Consider the following 19,120-nt stretch of genomic DNA (forward strand, 5'->3'; position numbering starts at 1 on the left):
TATCACAGTGCGCTCTTCGAAGTCTGATGAATGGTCGGTTCATGTCGACTAAGCGTTTTCCGGATATTTCGGAAGTTGGTCATTTACTTCACACCAATCTGGATTTGACGACATCCAGATATGCTTTTTCGGTGCTGGAATATTGCCTGAATCCAATACTCCCAGTGGAATACCCCAAATTTTGTCATTTTCGTGAGATTCGTACCAAACCGGGGAACCACATTGTTGGCAAAAACATCTTAGCCCTTTACCTGAAGGGTATTTACCCACTTCCCCTTGTTGCAGATTTTTGATGTCGGAAATTTTAGCGACTGCCCATGCCATTGGCACTGTTCCTGCTGTTTTTCGGCAGGTTTCACAGTGGCAATAGAAAGGGGAGGTAAGCTTTCCCTCTATTTGAAATTGAACCGCTTTGCACTGGCAAGAAGCTTTGAACATGTCTAGATCCTATTCAATCTATTCAAAATAAGGTGCTAAATTCTCATATTGCTCTTTTTCTGTATAGGTAAATTGAGTTCCTGCGTCGCCTTTGACGAAGAGAAAGCACTCTGACTCTGCATTTGGAGCTTTAAACTCATTAAGTTCAACATCGCTTAGATCGATTATGGCATCGTTGCAGCGTAATGATTTAGTGTGAATTTTACCTTGATGAACATCAATACTGATATTTGAACCTGTGAGCCTATAGAACCAGGCATTATTTGCTGAAAGCTGAGAATCAATCTTGATTAAAGGCTCTTTATAAAATGCGTTGCTGATATCTTGTTTTGATTTATTAAACGCCTCTTCTGTGAGGCTTACTCCTTCTAAACGATTTAAAGCTCCCAATGTATAAGCTGCGCCAGAATAATTCTTTTTATACATTTGCCATTGCATCAGGTTTTGTATGTTTTGCATGGAAATATGGGCGGGTAACGAGTCGCGTAAATAGAAGGCTACTTGGGTGGCATCACGATAAGCATACCAGTCTTGAACCGCATAATAATAAAGGGCGTGAAGCCAGGCTGATAGAGCCTGCTCAGTCAGATTTTTGGCATAATCGTCTCTTAATTCTTGAAGATTTGCGGAAGCATCATCCAGCCTATTGTTTGCTAGAGCGTCGCTGATTTTGTTATACCTGCGATTGAAAGCTCTGGACATACCATTGTTGTTTGATTGGAAAAAGGCTTTTTCAAACTGCATGATATAGAAACGGCTGGAAGCCACGGGTTTGCCATCCAGTGTTGCGGGTTTGAATTCGAGATTTTCAAGATGTTTGATGGTTTTTGATAGATAAGTCTCTGAATTGTTGCTGTCAATGACCAAGTAGTTTCCGGTCTTTCCTTTTTCATCGACGGCATAATGAAGCAGTACCCAACCTTCTCTTTTTGACTTATTGGATGTTGCATCTGGCACACTGCTGTTATTGTCTTTTACTAATTCTATTTCCGTGTAGTTTCTAGCGTGTATTGCTTGGGAGAGGGTGGTGAGTAATAAAATAGCGAGGAGGCGTTTCATGATTATGTCCTTTAAGTTACTTTTCCTGAAAAATCGAGAAGTGTTTGCGTTGCAGAATCTAACCTAAACTTAAGGTGCTGTAAACGCGCTTGGCAGAATAATGAATTGATACATCTCTTCACTGACCATATGGCAGATATTGCCTTATTATCTGCTACATTGATTCTCAGTGGTGAAATACAAGCAAGGAAACTGACTATGCAATGTCATGAAATCGACTATGAAATTATCGGTAATTCAATGCAAATGGTGGAGATTGAATTAGATCCTAATGAAACCGTTATCGCTGAAGCGGGCGCAATGAACTACATGGAAGAAGGCATTTCTTTCGAAGCGAAAATGGGCGATGGTTCAGACGTGAATCAAGGCTTTATGAGTAAGTTGTTTTCAGCCGGAAAGCGCGTGATTAGTGGTGAGTCATTGTTTATGACTCACTTTACCAACCAAGGTGTAGGTAAGCGTCGGGTGGCTTTTGCGTCTCCTTTCCCGGGTACGATTGTGCCGCTGAATATGGCGGAACTTGGCAACGAAGTGACGTGTCAAAAAGACTCTTTTCTTTGTGCGGCGCTTGGCACAAAAGTGGACATCGCTTTTAACCGTCGCTTAGGTAGTGGTTTTTTTGGTGGTGAAGGCTTTATTTTAGAGCGCTTAAAGGGCGATGGCATGGCTTTTATCCACGCGGGTGGAACGGTGATCGAGAAGGAACTCAATGGTGAAATGCTGCGTTTAGACACGGGCTGTTTGGTGGCATTTACTTCTGGTATTGAGTACGACATTCAAGCTGTTAGTGGTTTGAAGAGTATGTTCTTTGGTGGCGAAGGTTTGTTTATGGCGACTTTGCGTGGTCACGGTAAAGTGTGGATCCAGAGCTTGCCATTCTCTCGTTTGGCAGATCGTGTTCTTGAACATGCCCCAAAAGCGGGCGGTTCTCGCCAAGGTGAAGGTTCAATATTGGGCGGACTTGGCGATATGCTCGACGGCGACTAATTCTGCAATACGACTGGCATCTTGTGATGCCAGTCAGCCTCTAAATCAGGCAGTTTATCAAGAGTCAATTTGGTGAACTGTGAGTAACAGGAATTCCAAATGTTATATCGAAAACTGGGCTTTAGTGAGCTGGATGTTTCTCACATTTGCCTGGGAACCATGACCTGGGGAAAGCAAAATTCACAGGATGAAGCTAACCAACAAATAGAATATGCCCTCGCTAGCGGAATCAACTTTTTTGATACTGCTGAAATGTACCCTATTCCTCCAAGCCCTGAGAATTATGGCAAAACCGAAATGTTTTTTGGTAACTGGTTAAAAGCAAATCCAGAAAAGCGTAAGGATATGATTATTGCCACCAAAATTGCGGGTAATGGTTTGCCTTGGGTGCGCGATGCTGAAGACATTACCGGGGAAAGTATCATTCGTTCCGTAGATGCTTCTCTTAAGCGCTTGCAGACGGATTATATCGACCTATACCAATTGCATTGGACGAATCGAATATCGCCACATTTTGGCAAGCATTGGCCTGGAATTGTTGATTTTACGGTTGAGGATTCTCAGCAGCATGTTGATGGCATGTTGCAGATTTTGCAGGCGTTGGATGATTGCATTAAGGCTGGGAAAATACGTTTTTGTGGGCTGTCGGATGATACCACCTGGGGCCTTAGCCAATATTTGAGGTTGGCAGAGAAACACGCACTTCCACGAATGGTATCTATCCAGAATGAGTTTAACTTATTGCATTGGAAGGATTGGCCATACCTTATTGAACACTGTGTTCATGAGAATGTTGCCTATTTACCCTGGTCTCCATTAGGCGGTGGTATGTTAAGTGGTAAATACCTTAATGGTGCTCGCCCCGAAGGAACACGTTGGAGCATTTCTCAACGTATGGGATTGTTTCGTGATACCGAACATTCAAGAGAAGCTGTTCAGGCTTATTTGGCATTAGCACAGGAGTTAAATCGAAGCTCTGTTGAGTTGGCCTTGGCGTGGTGTAGTCAGGTAAAAGGCGTTACTTCCACCATTATTGGTGCGACATCTTTAGTGCAGTTAAAGGAAGATATTGCAGCATTTGAAAAGCCCTTATCCTCTTTGGAATTAGAAAAAGTTGGCGAAATAATGCGCCAATATCCAATGTCCTTTTAATTTCAAAAAGCCTCATATTTCGCTGTGTGGGGCTTTATCTTTACCCAGAAAACGTCCTTTTTGGGTATCTTTATCGTATAAACACAAATACCTTTGTTGTGGTTATAATCTCTACAGAAAAGATCTTTTGATCTACGATGTAATCACTTTTGGTAACACACTCGTCAAAAGTGGTGTTATGTCGATGGTTAAAAGGGGATGTTTAATCCTTCCGGGATAGGTAAGCATTAAACGTTAGGTATGAAAAGAGAGTGCTATGAATACGAATTACTTACTTAGTTTTGATAGCGGTGAACAGTTTCTTGAGCAAGTGACTTCTCTTCTGGTTGAGAAGCGTTTGGACAAGTTTAAGCCTGTTTCATTCTCCTTCTACCTCGAATTTACTGATCGTCAAGACGCTCAAGACGTTAGCGTTATGCTAACTGACACTGGTTTTTCTGTGGTGATGGAACAAGAAAATGAATCTGATAAGTGGACATGTTGGTGCAATAAATCGGTCACACCGACCCCACTGAAGTTAGAGGACATGGCAAAAGGTATTTTATATGCAATTCGAAGCAGGAAAGGGGATATAAAGCGTTGGGAAACCAACCCATACAATTCAGGACAGGAACTCGGGCAGTTATTGGCTGCTTTCGAACATCAATACTTTGAATTGCAAGCGGACGCCGCATAATTTAAGCAGAAACATGGGATAAGCAACATTGAGTACAGAATTAGCAAATCCTGGGGTTGCACCAGCTATAACCCCACACTTTATATCTGGTGTAGTCGCCAGGAGATGCTAACCACCTCGTAACGTACCCTGTAAATGGATTTACTCATTAAGACATGTGAAACTTAATGTTGCTTATCTCACGTTGTTTTTGCGCAAGCCTTATTTTACCCGCCCACTATTTATTGATTATCAATTAACTTGCTATAAGTTCGTGCTTTCCAAGAACCGTTTGCTTCTGATGAAAAAAATCAGATTCTTAAGAATCTCTTAAGTTTTCTGAGCTACGCTTGTTGATATATTAGTCAAGAAGTGAATAAAAGTGACTCGTTTAAAGCTCTGTTCCAATCAGCTGATTTTTTTCATTGCTGTTTATATTACCTTTGTCGCGAACAGCGTATTTTTATTAGACTGTGTTGAAATCGTTTCAAAGCAGAGTGTTGCTAATTTTCCATTTCTTATTTCAATCCCCTTGTTGTTATTGAGTTTAACCTTTTTGCTTTTACGCTTGATCACGCCATTACGTATTGTTGTTAAACCCGTATTAATTTTGATCACTGTTATTAGTGCGTTAATCGCCGCAGGGCAAAGTCGATACGGTATCGTTTTTGATTACGGCATGGTCGAGAATATTTTTGAAACGGATGTTGATGAAGCCAGTACCTATTTGTCTTTTGGAAATCTGGGCTTGTTTCTTGGTTTTGTGGCTGTGCCACTTGGGCTTATCTCTGTTACTAAAATCAAGGCTGACCGCGTTCCTATGGAGCTGAAGCGTTCCTTCATCTTGAGTATTATGGCCTTGGCTCTTATTGGATTGATTGCCTCACTTTTCTATGCTGATTACGCTGCAACCGGGCGTAACAACCGTTTTGTTAAGAAAGAATTGGTGCCCTTTCAATTTGTCAGCAGCGCAATCAAATTTGTAAATCATCGTTATCTGGCTGAGCCTGTAGAGTTTGAGATACTTGATTCGCAACCTACCTTGATGGCTGCCGCCAATAAAAAGCCCAGACTGAATATTATGGTGGTGGGGGAAACAGCCCGAGCGCAAAACTTTCAGTATCAGGGCTATGAACGTCCAACGAATCAGTTCACCAAAGATTATTCCCCTGTTTACTTTAATAACGTTATTTCTTGTGGCACCGCTACCGCTGTGTCCGTTCCTTGCATGTTTTCGTTTCAGGTCAGAGATAACTTCGATCGAAACAAAAGCCAAAATCAGCAGAATGTATTGGATATCGCTGAAAAAGCGGGTGTAGGTGTTACCTGGGTTGATAACAACAGCGGTTGTAAAGAAGTGTGTAACCGTGTTGAAACGATCAAAGTATCGACAGATGAAATACATCCAATGTGTGATGGGGACTACTGTTATGATGCTGTGTTAGTTGAACAGTTGCATACATTACTGAATAACTCTGGAGCGCAGGGCGATTCGCTTCATGATCGTATGGTTGTATTGCATATGATTGGTTCTCACGGGCCAACCTATTACCGCCGTTATCCTGCTACGTCAAAATACTTCACGCCTGATTGCCCAACCAATGAAATACAGTCTTGTAGTCAGGATGAATTGGTGAACACGTATGATAATACGATCCTGTATTCGGATTACGTAAATGCCAGCATCATTAGGGTATTACAGGAATATCAGAATAATTTTGATGTATCCATGTTGTATATCTCTGATCACGGTGAGTCTTTGGGAGAAAATGGCGCTTATTTGCATGGCTTCCCTTATATGTTCGCACCGGATACCCAAACTCATGTGCCCATGTTGTTTTGGAGTAGCGATAACAAGCAAATGGAGTGTGCTTCCAGAAAAAGCCAGGAATCGTTGAGCCATGACTTTATTTCCCATACCTTACTTGGGTTAATGGGCATAAACTCGACACTATACAATGCTGATTTAGACCTGTTGCAGTGTTAGGAACTTTGTAAAAATGACTCATTTTGAAAAAAGAACCGGTCTGAAAAGATTGCTGGGAACTATCATTAATGCCTGGAAAGGCTTTCGCTGGATGTTGTGTAACGAGGAGGCTTTCCAGCAGGAGTTATTGCTCGCCGTTCCCCTTACGTTGTTGGCGTTGTGGCTTGATGTTCCCGTTATGAGCAAGCTGGCGCTAATTGGCGTGTTGTTTTTGGTTTTGCTGGTTGAGGTATTGAATACAGCTATTGAAACCGCAATAGACCGAATTGGTACTGAACTTCACGAGTTATCAGGATTGGCGAAAGACATTGCTTCGTTTGCTGTCACCTTATCTTTGATTCTGGCTTGTATCGTTTGGGCGACTATTCTGTGGGATTACTGGGCTGGATAACCGCGAGTATTTTATAAGCCAAGTCCTAAATACAAATAAAAAAGGGTAGCTGATGCTACCCTTCTTCGTTCATTTTCAAGTCTGACTATTTGCTCAGGCCAGAGTTAATTTCTTGAACGTCTGTTTCACTCAATGTACCTGCTGCCAATTTCAGGCTAAGTACGCTGGTGATATAACCGTAGCGAGCGGTAGACAGGTTACGTTTGGCATCATACAAGTTACGTGTACTGTTCAGTACGTCAACGATAGTACGAGTACCCACTTCAAAACCGGCTTCGGTTGCTTTCAATGCGCTTTCCGCTGAAACAACTGCTTGTTCAAGTGCCTTGATTCGAGAAATCGCAGCAGTTACATCGAAGTAGTAAGAACGCACATCTTTTACTACTGAGCGATGCGTTTGTTCACGATCTTCACTTGCTGAAACAAAGCTATGACGAGCTTGTTCTGTGCGAGCACTGGTTGCGCCGCCAGAGAAGATTGGAACAGACAGCGCAATAGTTGCAGAACGGCTGTCTACGCGATCTTGAGAATCGCTAATAGCCGCATCGGAAGATTGTCCTACAGTGTCATTCGATGAGAACGATGCTTGCAAACCCAAGGTTGGGTAGTGACCTGAACGGGCAATATCAATGTCTTTCTTGGCAATATCTACGCTAATTTTGCTAGCTGCCAACTGCAAGTTCTTATCTTCAGCCAGTTTTGACCAGCTGTTGATATCCATTGGCGCAGGCATGCTGGCACTGAACTTGTTAGTATCAAGTGCAGCGATTTCTTTGTAGTAGTTACCTGTGATTTCCCACAAGCTTTCCTGACTTTTCTCAACTTCGTATTGAGCGCGGATTTCGCTTGCTTCTGCGTTATCGTACAACGCTTGCGCTTCGTGAACGTCAGTAATAGCTGTCAAACCAACTTCAAAACGTTGTTTGGTTTGCTCTAATTGACGTGCAATGGCGCGTTTTTCTGCTTTGGAGAATTCCAGATCATCTTGTGTACGTAATACTTCAAAATACGCTTGAGTGACACGAACGATCAGGTTTTGAAGCGCCAAACCATAGTTGGCATCTGCGCGAGAAGCAACCAGCTCGGCACGACCCAGAGATTTCCATTCGGAATAATCAAAGATGGATTGTTGCAAAGTGGCAGAAACCAAATTTACATCGCTGTAGATGTCGCCACGGGTACGAGACTCTTGTACCGTTAGTGAAATTTGAGGAAGCAAACTGGCTCGACTAATATCAATGCCAGAGTAAGCTGCATCTTTGGTAGCTTTTGCACTAAGAGTCGCCGGGTCGTTGTTGAGTGCTTCCTGATAAATTTGGGAGAGATCTTCTGCCATGGCTTGAGTGGATAAACCAAATCCAACCAGCAAGGAGATAAGTGTCTTTTTCATTCGCTTTCCTAGTGTTCCAATAACCGCACCGGGCTGAGTTAAAAACAATCAAATAACAGTTTCTTATTCTTTCTTTCGCAGAGTCTAAATCATTCGCTGCTTTGGAAGTATTGCATTCTGGTAACAGTGCTGCGTAAAGTGTAACTGAATATTTATACGAATTTGTCAGTCGCACATGATAGGCTAATAAATGTCAGTTGAGAACTGTTTTTACCCCGGACGGTATGAATAGTCCCAAATAATGAGAGTAAACTTGAATAAAATTCAGCAATTTAATCATCAGGATGTCCAAATTTTGGAGAAAGAGCCTTTGTTTAAAGGCTTCTTCTCCCTGTTTAAATACCGTTTTAAGCATCGTTTGCACAATGGTCAATGGAGCCAGGAAATTGAGCGAGAGGTATTTGAACGAGGCAATGCCGTTGCTGTCTTACCTTATGATCCTGTACTAAAAGAATTTGTATTAATTGAGCAATTTCGTACGGGAGCTTTGGGCAGAGTAGAGCAACCTTGGTTGTTAGAGGTGGTCGCTGGTATGATAGAGGAAGACGAGCGTCATGAAGATGTATGTCGTCGCGAAGCTCAAGAAGAAGCCGGGTTGGAGCTTTCAGAGTTGATTCCTATTATGGAATACCTGCCAAGCCCCGGCGGATGCAGTGAAATGCTCAGTTTGTATTTCTCTTTCGTGGATGCAAAGGATGCGGGTGGGGTGTTTGGCCTTGATGAAGAAAATGAGGACATTCTGGTTCATCGAGTTCCTGAGCATGAGGTAATGCAATGGCTTCAGGAAGGGCGCATTATTAATTCAGCGACTATCATTGCACTACAGTGGTTTGCTTTGAATAAAGATCAGTTATTAGCTGATTTTAAACACGAGTAATGTTTAGATAGACAGTAAATAGATAGATATTGAGATAGATGGAAGAGTTAAATAACCGACGCTATTACCCTAATGTGAGTTCACTCCATGCGACGTGTGACTCAAATTACGTGCGTCTGTTAAAACTGTTACCGGAAGTGGATGTTGAGAATATGCAATACGAATTTGGTGTTCATAGCGCTCTACATTATTGCATTGAGATTGTGGAGTGTGCTCGCTACACCACGACGGTTGAAATGAGTCAACTTAATCCGGAGTTTCCCAAGTATTTGAAGCCATCTATGCGTATTCGCTTGTATCATGATGCGCGAATGGCAGAGGTGGTAGAATCACAGAATATTGCTCGTTTTGAATCCAGCTATCGTTATCCTAATAAGCATATGCATCAAAAAAATGAAAAAGAGATGGTGAATCAGTTCTTGTCTGAGTGGCTGTCTTTTTGTCTGGCACAACGCGCACCTCTGGAATCCGCTCAGTCTATATAAGTTAAAGTAGCAGGTGAGTTTATGGCATGTCGAATCGTTCAAGTGAGTGATTGCCATCTGGTTTCTGATCTGGATAAAACAAGTTATAACGACATTAATCCTTATCAGTCACTCAAAGCCGTTTTGCAAAGTGCAGCCAATGAGTCTCCAGATATTTTGTTATTAACCGGGGATATTAGCGGTGATGACTCGGTACAAAGTTACCAGTATTTAAAGCTGCTCTTACGTGAGCCCTATGTTCCCAAAGTGATACGTATTATCCCCGGAAATCATGATGTTCCTGACCTCATGAGAGAGGAATTAGGGGAAGATATTTGTCGCTTTGATGGCTACGAGGATCTCGGACGTTGGCGTATTCACTATATGAACAGCAAGCATGAGGGAACCTTGGGGCATGTAAGTAAAGAACGCTTGCAGGCTTTTCAAAATGATGTTCTTGAACTACCTCGGGCACATCATCTTGCGGTAGTACACCATCATCCCCTGGATACCAACAGCTGGATGGATAAGCACGAATGGACGAACCGCGATAAATTTTTGCAACTAATGCATTACTTACCTCGTCCGGTCAGGGTTTTATACGGCCATATTCATCAAGCACGCTCGCGCACATTTTCAGGACAGGAATACTATGCCTGCCCTTCCAGCTGTTGGCAGTGGGAATTACAAGATGAATTTGGTGTCAGTAATGAAGCTCCGGGCTATCGAGTGATGGAATTAGGCGATGATGGGGAATGGTTAACCTGGGTTAATCGTGTCCCGTTGTGAAATCAAGTTAGAAAATAAGTAGTAAGAGAGAAGACGTTTGCAAAAAATACTGATTTATCTGCATGGATTTCTAAGTTCTCCCAGTTCAGTGAAATGCACTGAAACCAAGGAGTATATGGCTCAACATCACCCTGATATCTTGTTAGTGGCTCCCCAGGTTCCCAACTACCCAATGGAAGCCATTACTTTGCTACGCGAAACGGTTTCTGAGGTAGTGAACAAATACCCCAATGCTCAGCTAGGTTACATTGGCAGTTCGATGGGCGGGTTTATGAGTACCAATTTAATGCAGGATTTCCCGGGACGCGCTGTACTGGTTAACCCCGCAGTTACACCACATATTTTGTTGCATGACTACCTTGGTGAGCACGAGCACCCATACACCGGCAAGTCGTTCACGTTAACTAAACAGCACATGAGCGAATTGGAATCTTTGCTTGTTCCAAAATTGCAAGCACCAGAGAACTTCTGGGTATTGCTTCAGGAAGGCGATGAAACGCTGGATTATAAAGAAGCCGTAGAGAAATATTCAGCTGGAAATGTAACCGTTGAAAAAGGCGGCGATCACAGCTTTCAGGGCTATGGAAATTACCTGCAACGCATCTTTCAATTTCTTTATCCTGAATAGCCTTGATGCCGACATTGCCCATTAAAAAATGACTTGCTACTATCGCATAAGCACATGTTGCAGCAAAAAAGCTGGGAGCATGTCATTTATTTTCGATGACACAAATCATCTTCACTTATAAGAATAACGATTGCCCATGACGAACCAAAGCGCTAATCAAAGTTCTAGCCAAAGTTATAACGCTGAAGCTATTGAAGTCCTCAACGGATTGGAACCTGTTCAACGACGTCCCGGTATGTATACCGACACCACCCGTCCTAACCATCTTTCCCAAGAGGTTATCGACAACAGTGTGGACGAAGCGCTGGCTGGGCATGCCTCCTCCATTAAAGTCATTTTGCATGAAGACCAATCGATGGAAGTCATCGACGATGGTCGAGGTATGCCGGTCGATATTCACCCGGAAGAAGGTATTCCCGGCGTTGAGTTGATCATGACCAAGCTTCACGCTGGTGGTAAGTTCTCCAACAAAAACTACCAGTTCTCCGGTGGTTTGCACGGGGTGGGCATTTCGGTTGTAAACGCATTATCCAAGAGAGTGGAAGTCACCGTTCGTCGTGACGGCAATGTGTACCAAATGGCCTTTGAACATGGTGACAAGGTTGAAGACCTGAGCATTATCGACACTTGCGGCAAGCGCAACACGGGTACTCGGGTGCGCTTTTGGCCGGATGAAAAGTATTTTGATTCGCCCAAATTCTCGGTTAGCAAACTTCGCCATATTTTACGGGCAAAAGCCGTATTGTGTCCGGGGCTTAGAATTCGTTTTGACGACAAAAATACCAAAGAATCTGAAGAATGGTACTTCGAGGATGGACTGCGTGATTATTTGATGCAATCCACAACCGGGTATGAAACCTTGCCAGAAGGCGAACCCTTTGTCGGGGCGTTCTCTGGCAACAATGAAGCGGCTGACTGGGCAGTGGTTTGGCTACCGGAAGGCGGCGATTTACTGGCTGAAAGCTACGTAAACCTGATCCCTACCGCACAGGGCGGTACGCACGTTAACGGGTTGCGTCAAGGCTTGCTGGAAGCCATGCGCGAATTCTGTGAATTCCGTAACTTATTGCCCAGAGGCGTAAAGCTGACTCCCGAAGATATCTGGGACAGATGTAGCTATATATTGTCCACCAAAATGCAAGATCCACAATTCGCAGGACAAACTAAAGAACGTTTGTCTTCCCGACAAGCATCAGCCTTTGTTTCTGGCGTGGTGAAAGACGCATTCAGTTTGTGGCTCAACCAACATACCGATATTTCAGACATGTTGGCGCAGATGTGCATTAACAACGCTCAGCGCCGTTTACGTCAAAGCAAGAAAGTCGCACGTAAGAAAGTCACCTCAGGCCCTGCTCTTCCTGGCAAATTAACCGATTGTACCACTCAGGATCCTTCACGCTCAGAAATCTTCCTGGTGGAAGGTGACTCAGCGGGGGGCTCCGCCAAACAAGCCCGAGACCGTGATTTTCAAGCCATCATGCCGCTACGGGGTAAGATATTAAATAGCTGGGAAGTGGAGTCGACACAGGTTCTGGCCTCTCAGGAAATTCACGATATTTCCGTTGCCCTGGGCATTGATCCCGACAACGAAGATATCTCGCAACTGCGTTACGGCAAAGTATGCATCCTCGCCGATGCCGACTCAGACGGATTGCACATCGCCACACTACTGTGCGCCTTGTTTGTAAAACACTTCCGCGCCCTCGTTAACGCTGGTCACGTATATGTTGCCATGCCACCCTTGTATCGCATCGACGTAGGCAAAGAAGTGTATTACGCCCTCGACGAAGACGAGAAAAAAGGCATTTTAGATCGCATCGAAGCCGAGAATAAAAAAGGCAAAGTCAACGTGCAACGCTTTAAAGGCTTGGGCGAAATGAACCCGCTACAACTGCGCGAAACCACCATGGATCCCAACACCCGCCGTTTGGTACAGCTTACCGTCGACGACTCCACCCACATGCTCGAACTGATGGACATGCTCCTGGCAAAGAAAAGAGCCCCCGAAAGGAAGGAATGGTTGGAAAGTAAGGGGAACTTAGCGGAAGTTGAGGTGTTGTAAAGCAGCTCAACTCCCGAAGTTTTTTCTTATCTCGAACTCAGGTTATTTAACAAAGCAAATAAGCATAGCCTGAATTGCCAATGGGGTGACTTTCAAAACAGTTGCCCAATACCTCAACGTTATGTTTTTCAGCGCTGTCAATGAGCTTGTCATATACACTCACATTCTTGTCAACCGCTTTATGAACTCCTAAAGACCAAAAACAACGTAAGTCATATTCTGAATTTCTCATCGCATCAATTTTTAATGAATCCTTCATTATTCCATTTAAGCAAGCTGATAAATTTGGATTTTGCTTAACTTCCAAGGCTATCCATTTCTCAGTAGACGAATGCTTTTTGCGGAAAACGAAATCAACCAGCATGTGGCTTCTATGTTTCATCTTGCGCCGATCAATGGTGTATTGAACCTCTCGAATCCAGTCAGACACCATGTTGTGAGCGTTTAAGAATGCTGCAAGTTCAATCTGTAGCCATATCTCGAATCCGCTGATATCAGTTTCCTGAATTATGTCGAATCTGTAGTGGTCTAATAATCCCGGACACCAATTTAGGTGGTATTCTTACCACTCAATAGAAAGGTGTCTGTAGTGGTCTAATAATCCCGGACACCAATTTAGGTGGTATTCTTACCACTCAATAGAAAGGTGTCTAATGTCAAAACAACGTCGAACTTTTACTCAAGAATTTAAATTGGAAGCAGCAAGCCTTGTTCTTGATCAGGGTTATTCAATTCCAGAAGCTTGCCGAGCTCTGGATGTTGGTGAAACGGCGATGCGTCGCTGGGTTGAGCAATTGAAAAAAGAACGAGGTGGGTTTACTCCAGAAAACAAGGCTCTGTCTGCTGAACATAGAAAGATCCAGGAGCTTGAAGCACGAATTAACCGCCTGGAAAGAGAGAAATCCATATTAAAAAAGGCTACGGCTCTCTTAATGTCAGACGAATGGAGCAATACGCGCTGATTGACCAATTAAGAGAGCATGAAAGCATTGAGGTACTTTGCGACGCATTTAGCGTACCGCGCTCAAGTTATTACGATTACCGTGAGCGAGACAAGTCAATTAAACGTGATGAGTTGGTGTTAAGAGCAATGATCCATGAATTTTTCAATCTTAGTCGCCAGTCTGCCGGGAGTCGCACATTAGTCGCCATGTTGAACGGAAATGGCATCGTCGTCGGCAGGTTTAAAGTCCGCCGTATTATGCAAGATATGGCGTTGGTCAGTACCCAGCCTGGAAGCCACTCATATAAAGTGGCATTGGTTGAGAGGCCGGATATTCCGAACCTGTTGGCTCGTGAATTTAATGTTGAAGAGCCGGATCAGGTGTGGTGCGGCGATATTACTTACATCTGGTCTGGCAATAAATGGATATATCTTGCCGTCATTCTGGATTTATATGCTCGCAGAGTGGTTGGTTGGGCGTTATCTGAACATCCTGATACCGCATTGGTTATTAAAGCCCTGGACAGAGCTTACGAGCAAAGAGGTAGGCCGAAGAATGTCTTGTTTCATTCAGCTCAAGGGAGTCAATATGGTGCACTTAAATTTCGTCAAAGGCTGTGGCGCTATCGTATGAAACAAAGCATGAGCCGGCGAGGGAATTGTTGGGATAACAGCCCAATGGAACGTGTGTTTAGAAGTTTGAAAACGGAATGGATACCATCAACTGGCTATCAGTCATATCTGCAAGCAGAGCGAGACATTAGCTACTACCTGATGGACTACTATAACCATCAGCGACCACATAGTCACAATGGGATGATTGCACCAGCATTAGCTGAAGAAAAACTTAATTTACTGTCCGGGAATAGTTGACCACTACAATCTATCTTTAATGTGTTTCTGCTGGAAAAATTCACTGACTAATTCAGCCGTGAAATCAAAGTCTTTTTTGAACAAGGTTTGTTCTCCCATGAACGAGTTATTAGAGCAAAGCGCTTTCATTCCACAGAATTAAGTGAACGGTTGACAGCTTTACTGGTTGGTAATCTAATCTACCTTAATGTGCGCGAATAAGATAATCCAATCATGCCTAATACCATTATTCTCAAGCGTTATCTTGATTTATTCATTTTAGCGATTGTGGTTTTTGCTCTTTTTAAGACGGTTGCTAATGTTAATTTTGTACAAAGCGGTTTTAACAGTTATGTCCGTTTAATAACCGAGTTACATTGGATTGTAAGGGGATTGTGCTTTTTTAGTTTGTTGTTGGGGTTACGTTTTTTGCTGACGCAATTAAATGTCATTCATCCAAAACGTAAATGGTTACTCAGAAATATTTTAATCGCTTGTAAATATCCCCCGGTTTACGTGGCTGCTTTTTTTTGTATTGCAATATACGCAATTGGAATTGTAATTTCTCGTCAGGTTAATTTATACACCCTTAATGAAGTGTTCTGGCAGTTTCTCAACTTCAATCCAGAGATCCCTTCCTTATTGCTGTTTTACATCGTCTTTAAGTTGTTACAGGTCAATTTGAACGCTTCCGGTGCGGAATCTGACGATATTCCGTTGCCTAAACGCGCGGGTTTGAAAAATGTTGAGCTGCAATCCACTTCTCAGGGAGCAGAAAATAAAGACGTTAATCTTACAAATGAGGAACAGGAGCTGCTGGATTGGTTAGAAAGAGAAATTCCATTAACAGACGAACACTTGCTGATGTTTAACAGGGATATATACGTTGAACGTATTACCAGTAGGTATCAGGCCAGTATCAAAGCCCAACATTTAGCGCTTTGTGGTGATTATGGTATGGGAAAATCTACGGTTGCTAATCTGGTATGCAAGCGTTTGGAGAAATGTGGAAATTGGGTAACTGTTAAAATTGATAGTTGGGGACGAAATCCAGACTCTATAGGAAGTCATATTCTAAATCATATCCTTGAAAAATTGAGTGAGCTTTTTGACACCAGTGCATTACAGCCATTACCTGAAAATTATCGTAATGCTTTACAGGCAAAAGGAGATTGGTTTAGTGCGTTTAGCCAGATAATGGGGCATTCAGATCGCGATTTTAATCGTCAGCTAGAAACGCTGGATGGGATTTTGCACACTCTGGATATCAAAATGCTGCTTGTGCTGGAAGATATTGATCGCAACCCTGAATCAGAAAAAATGGTGAGTGCTCTGGCTTCTATGATTGACAGGCTCAATGGCATCGGTCATATCCATTTTATCATCACGATTAGTTACACTGACGAAAGTGCCAATATTATTGGTCGGGTATGTAATTATCGAGAAGATTTGAGTGGTGAAGTATTTATTGATGTGTTTGACAAATTTCTCACTATTTGGATAAAACGTGCCGCGTTAGAAAATGTTAAGTTAGACAGGAAATATAGTGGAAATTTGAGTTTATCTGAATACATCACTCGATTAGGTAGATGGAATCTTACGGCTTACGATCCTTTCAATACGTTAGTCAATTCACCCCGAAAGGCTAAGGCGATATGCCGTAGGGTGAATAGTATATGGCAGAAAGGTAAATTATTGGGAGAATTGGATTTATTTGATTTATTGGTGATGCAGGTAATCAGGGAAACCCAACCCCACATTTACGATGAGATAAAGATACAATCCCGCTCTGACTTTAAAGAACTTTGGGGTGCTGATTCGTATAGCAATGAACGTAACGCTGGCGCAATTACTCTCGCAGAAAGATTGTATGGATATAAAAGGACTGTATATAAAAATAATAATGAGCTCCGTTCACGTTTGTCAGAGGAGGAAGCGATTGTGGCAAGAGAGCACCCTGTATTGATGATTGTTGCTCTTGCCTTACCTATTTTCTCTCGAAATTATCAATCAAGAAGAATTCAACGTTTATCCCATGTTGGATTTAGCAGTAGTTACTTTGACCGCTTTGAGAGGGAAACTCTGGCGCAGGGCGAACTGTCTGATCAGAGCTTTATCAGAGAGCTTGTTTCCTATCAATATCCAGAATCATCGGGTAAAGCGTATAGTGAAAGTGAGTTTATTATTCATCTATTGATTAACTCGCAATATCAACAGCGTTTGGAACATTTTTCTAGAGCATTCCAAATTCAAGACGAGAATAAGCGTAGGCTCTGGTACAGAAAGTTTTTGCTGGATGTTTTAATTATTATCAAAGGTAAACCCAAGAAATATCTTCAGAAAAATATTTATAGTGTTAACCCTCCTTATGGATTTGAGTTATTAGATAATCTTTTTAATAAAGTACGCTACGGATATGTAAGAGAGGAGAGTTTATCAAGGCTTCGGTTGCGAGTTGTCAAGTTCCTGATGTGTCACTTTTTTGATGGGCTTCATTGTTGGTTATGTAGGGCTGATAAGGTTGATTTATATAAATTGCAAAAGCCGATTATTCATTTTGTGTGTAAGGCAATAGAAAATGATTGGCTACATCGTGAGTTTGTTTATGGGCGGCATCGCTTGCTCGCTTATTCCGCGAAAGAGTATTTGTCTTGGGATAGAGAGTCACTTAATTTAAAGGAAGATTCAACACAAGAACGTAAGCTTAATACTGGTTGGCATCAGGTGATAAGGGTATTAATTGATAAATCTCAAAAAGATGGATCAGGCGTGCATTATCTGGTTATTGCTATGTTCTTCTTTCTAAAGATGCATACTGAGACTGAAAAACCTGAATTGCATAAAGAGGTAATCAATGAGGTTCCCCTTGAGCTTATGAGCTGGCTACGAGAGCACACTCTTAAGTATTCACCATCAGATTTCTTGCAAGCAACTAGTGGGGGATATCACAAAGAGATTGTTCTCTGGTTTAAAGAGCTAACATATTACTCTTAAATTGAAGATGAAAGATTTTCGCTGTCTCCAGCTGAATAATGAGTTTTTCCGGTACTATTCGTCACCCCAACATTCCCACAAATTGCAATACATTTAAATGTTCAATGGTTCTATAAGGGGATTGGATATTTTCATCCATGGAAACCACGTATTTGTTTACGTCTAGTTTGGTGTGTTGCAAGTTGCCGAATTCTCTTTCCCAGAGTGGGCTGTTTTCTTGGAGGTCGCCGAGTTGCCAGCACACTTGTATTAGCATGGTTGAGTCTTTTTTTTGTGCCCAAAAATCTATTTCCAGATTTCTGTTCTTGTAGGCGAAATAGCGTTGTACTTGATATCCCTTGCGTAATAGCTGGATGAAGACGAAGTTTTCCAGCAGTCGGCCTTTTTGTGTGTTTTCCGGGTAGTCTGCCAGGCACAAATCTCCCAGATAAATCTTGTTTACACCGCGCTTTAAAATGTCGCGGGTTCGATACGAGTAAGTCTGTGGCAGGTATACAAAAAATACATCTGCCATGTATCCGAGATATTCATTGAGTAAGGAGGTGCTTTGTTGTTCGGGTAAATTTTTAAGTATGTCTTTTGCTATTTTGGGAATGGACAGCTCTTGGGCAAAGGCGGTACGGCAATAATCGACCAGATCGTGTAGAAGCTTTGGATTACTTGGGTTATAGCGAGCGATAATGTCGTGTTTTACGGTTGAGTTGATGATGTCTGAAATGAGTGTGGTGCGCTGCTCTGTGTCCGGGGTATTAATTACTTCGGGCATTCCACCGGTATTCAGGTATGTTTCAAAATTATTGAGGGTGCTTGGTAGTTGTTTGTAGCGACAAAATTCGTCAAATGAGAATGGAAATATCTGTAATGTGGTGTATCTGCCGCCCAGTGAGTGAGCTAATTCTTCGGATAACATTTTGGAGTTAGAGCCTGTCACAATAATCCGGCAGGGAAGCATGGGATCTTCAAATATAGATGCTATGTTTTCGTCCCAATTCTCCAGCTCCTGAACTTCATCAAGAATTAAATAACTGGGTTGGCCTGGAGCAACCTGTGTTTCAAACCACCATGCAACGGCGTTGTTAAAGAGGGCTTCTTTTTTTAATTCTGCTAAGGGTCTCAGGAAGAAATTAACGTATAGAATGTTTCTGGCGGGGATCTTTTCATTCCACAGTAATTCAATATATTGCCGGGCGACGATGCTTTTTCCGCATCTTCGTTGCCCCATAATGGCAGTCACTACATTGGTTTTGTCTAATTTGTGTAATTTAGACAGCGGCTCTGTACGTTTTACATTATTGGATGGTAGCAGCAGCGATGTTGTTCGCTGCTCCCAAAATGAGCGATTGCTAATGTCTTTTTTCAGGGTATCGGAAATCATGGCAGTGGCAGAATCATGCAAAACTTTAACTTATCTTAATAACTGCATTATAATAATGCAATACTTTAGATTGTCTA

The 19,120-nt window shown here is 42.5% G+C and carries 17 protein-coding genes; 12 read left to right on the forward strand and 5 right to left on the reverse strand.

The features are described 5' to 3' along the window. Positions 1–48: 48 nt before the first annotated feature. Together KIH87_RS02830 and KIH87_RS02835 are read right to left on the reverse strand one after the other, a co-directional pair. Complete coding sequence (locus KIH87_RS02830; RefSeq protein WP_232360030.1) at positions 49–438, reverse strand: GFA family protein; 390 nt, start codon at positions 436–438, stop codon at positions 49–51. Positions 439–456: 18 nt separating this feature from the next. Then, a complete protein-coding gene (locus tag KIH87_RS02835) occupies positions 457–1,497 on the reverse strand; it encodes an energy transducer TonB (RefSeq protein ID WP_232360031.1) in 1,041 nt (346 codons plus the stop codon). Positions 1,498–1,689: 192 nt separating this feature from the next. Here KIH87_RS02835 and KIH87_RS02840 point away from each other — a divergent pair, with 192 nt between their 5' ends. The 5 genes from KIH87_RS02840 (at position 1,690) to KIH87_RS02860 (ending at position 6,669) form a co-directional block, all read left to right on the forward strand. Next, a complete protein-coding gene (locus KIH87_RS02840) occupies positions 1,690–2,484 on the forward strand; it encodes a TIGR00266 family protein (RefSeq protein ID WP_232361417.1) in 795 nt (264 codons plus the stop codon). Positions 2,485–2,583: 99 nt separating this feature from the next. Beyond that, a complete protein-coding gene (locus KIH87_RS02845) occupies positions 2,584–3,636 on the forward strand; it encodes an aldo/keto reductase (protein ID WP_232360032.1) in 1,053 nt (350 codons plus the stop codon). Positions 3,637–3,892: 256 nt separating this feature from the next. Further along, on the forward strand, positions 3,893–4,312 hold the full coding sequence (locus KIH87_RS02850; RefSeq protein WP_232360033.1) for a ribonuclease E inhibitor RraB: 420 nt from the start codon (positions 3,893–3,895) through the stop codon (positions 4,310–4,312). A gap of 361 nt (positions 4,313–4,673) precedes the next feature. Further along, the gene (locus KIH87_RS02855) at positions 4,674–6,278 is read left to right on the forward strand and encodes a phosphoethanolamine transferase (RefSeq protein ID WP_232360034.1); all 1,605 of its coding nucleotides are present in this window, start codon (positions 4,674–4,676) and stop codon (positions 6,276–6,278) included. Between the two features lie 13 nt (positions 6,279–6,291). After that, the gene (locus tag KIH87_RS02860; RefSeq protein ID WP_232360035.1) at positions 6,292–6,669 is read left to right on the forward strand and encodes a diacylglycerol kinase; all 378 of its coding nucleotides are present in this window, start codon (positions 6,292–6,294) and stop codon (positions 6,667–6,669) included. Between the two features lie 85 nt (positions 6,670–6,754). Here the strand turns inward: KIH87_RS02860 and tolC are convergent, their stop codons facing one another. Beyond that, positions 6,755–8,059: an outer membrane channel protein TolC gene (gene tolC, locus KIH87_RS02865; protein ID WP_232360036.1), complete on the reverse strand. Its 1,305-nt coding sequence runs from the start codon at positions 8,057–8,059 to the stop codon at positions 6,755–6,757. Positions 8,060–8,312: 253 nt separating this feature from the next. Here tolC and nudF point away from each other — a divergent pair, with 253 nt between their 5' ends. The 5 genes from nudF (at position 8,313) to parE (ending at position 12,879) form a co-directional block, all read left to right on the forward strand. Beyond that, the gene (gene nudF, locus KIH87_RS02870; RefSeq protein WP_232360037.1) at positions 8,313–8,936 is read left to right on the forward strand and encodes an ADP-ribose diphosphatase; all 624 of its coding nucleotides are present in this window, start codon (positions 8,313–8,315) and stop codon (positions 8,934–8,936) included. Between the two features lie 38 nt (positions 8,937–8,974). After that, positions 8,975–9,421 (forward strand): DUF1249 domain-containing protein, encoded by a 447-nt coding sequence (locus KIH87_RS02875; protein WP_232360038.1) that lies wholly within the window; start codon positions 8,975–8,977, stop codon positions 9,419–9,421. 21 nt (positions 9,422–9,442) lie between these two features. Then, positions 9,443–10,189, forward strand: coding sequence for a metallophosphoesterase family protein (locus KIH87_RS02880; protein WP_232360039.1), 747 nt, complete (start codon positions 9,443–9,445; stop codon positions 10,187–10,189). Positions 10,190–10,277: 88 nt separating this feature from the next. Then, on the forward strand, positions 10,278–10,817 hold the full coding sequence (locus tag KIH87_RS02885) for a YqiA/YcfP family alpha/beta fold hydrolase (RefSeq protein ID WP_232361418.1): 540 nt from the start codon (positions 10,278–10,280) through the stop codon (positions 10,815–10,817). 136 nt (positions 10,818–10,953) lie between these two features. Further along, positions 10,954–12,879 carry a DNA topoisomerase IV subunit B gene (gene parE / locus KIH87_RS02890; RefSeq protein WP_232360040.1) on the forward strand — a complete coding sequence of 642 codons (1,926 nt, stop codon included), beginning with the start codon at positions 10,954–10,956 and terminating at the stop codon, positions 12,877–12,879. Between the two features lie 46 nt (positions 12,880–12,925). Here the strand turns inward: parE and KIH87_RS02895 are convergent, their stop codons facing one another. Next, positions 12,926–13,243: a hypothetical protein gene (locus KIH87_RS02895; RefSeq protein ID WP_232360041.1), complete on the reverse strand. Its 318-nt coding sequence runs from the start codon at positions 13,241–13,243 to the stop codon at positions 12,926–12,928. 289 nt (positions 13,244–13,532) lie between these two features. Here KIH87_RS02895 and KIH87_RS02900 point away from each other — a divergent pair. Together KIH87_RS02900 and KIH87_RS02905 are read left to right on the forward strand one after the other, a co-directional pair. After that, positions 13,533–14,695 (forward strand): IS3 family transposase gene (locus KIH87_RS02900; protein ID WP_232360042.1). Its coding sequence is split into 2 segments (ribosomal slippage): positions 13,533–13,788 and positions 13,788–14,695, totalling 1,164 coding nucleotides; the frame shifts between segments, so codons are not numbered across the junction. A 213-nt stretch (positions 14,696–14,908) separates the two neighbouring features. Further along, entirely contained in the window at positions 14,909–17,668 is a 2,760-nt protein-coding gene (locus KIH87_RS02905; RefSeq protein WP_232360043.1) for an ATP-binding protein, read from the forward strand. 61 nt (positions 17,669–17,729) lie between these two features. Here KIH87_RS02905 and KIH87_RS02910 read toward each other — a convergent pair whose 3' ends face one another. After that, positions 17,730–19,064 carry an ATP-binding protein gene (locus KIH87_RS02910; RefSeq protein WP_232360044.1) on the reverse strand — a complete coding sequence of 445 codons (1,335 nt, stop codon included), beginning with the start codon at positions 19,062–19,064 and terminating at the stop codon, positions 17,730–17,732. Positions 19,065–19,120 lie beyond the last annotated feature (56 nt).

Source organism: Paraneptunicella aestuarii, from assembly GCF_019900845.1.
Lineage (GTDB): Bacteria > Pseudomonadota > Gammaproteobacteria > Enterobacterales > Alteromonadaceae > Paraneptunicella > Paraneptunicella aestuarii.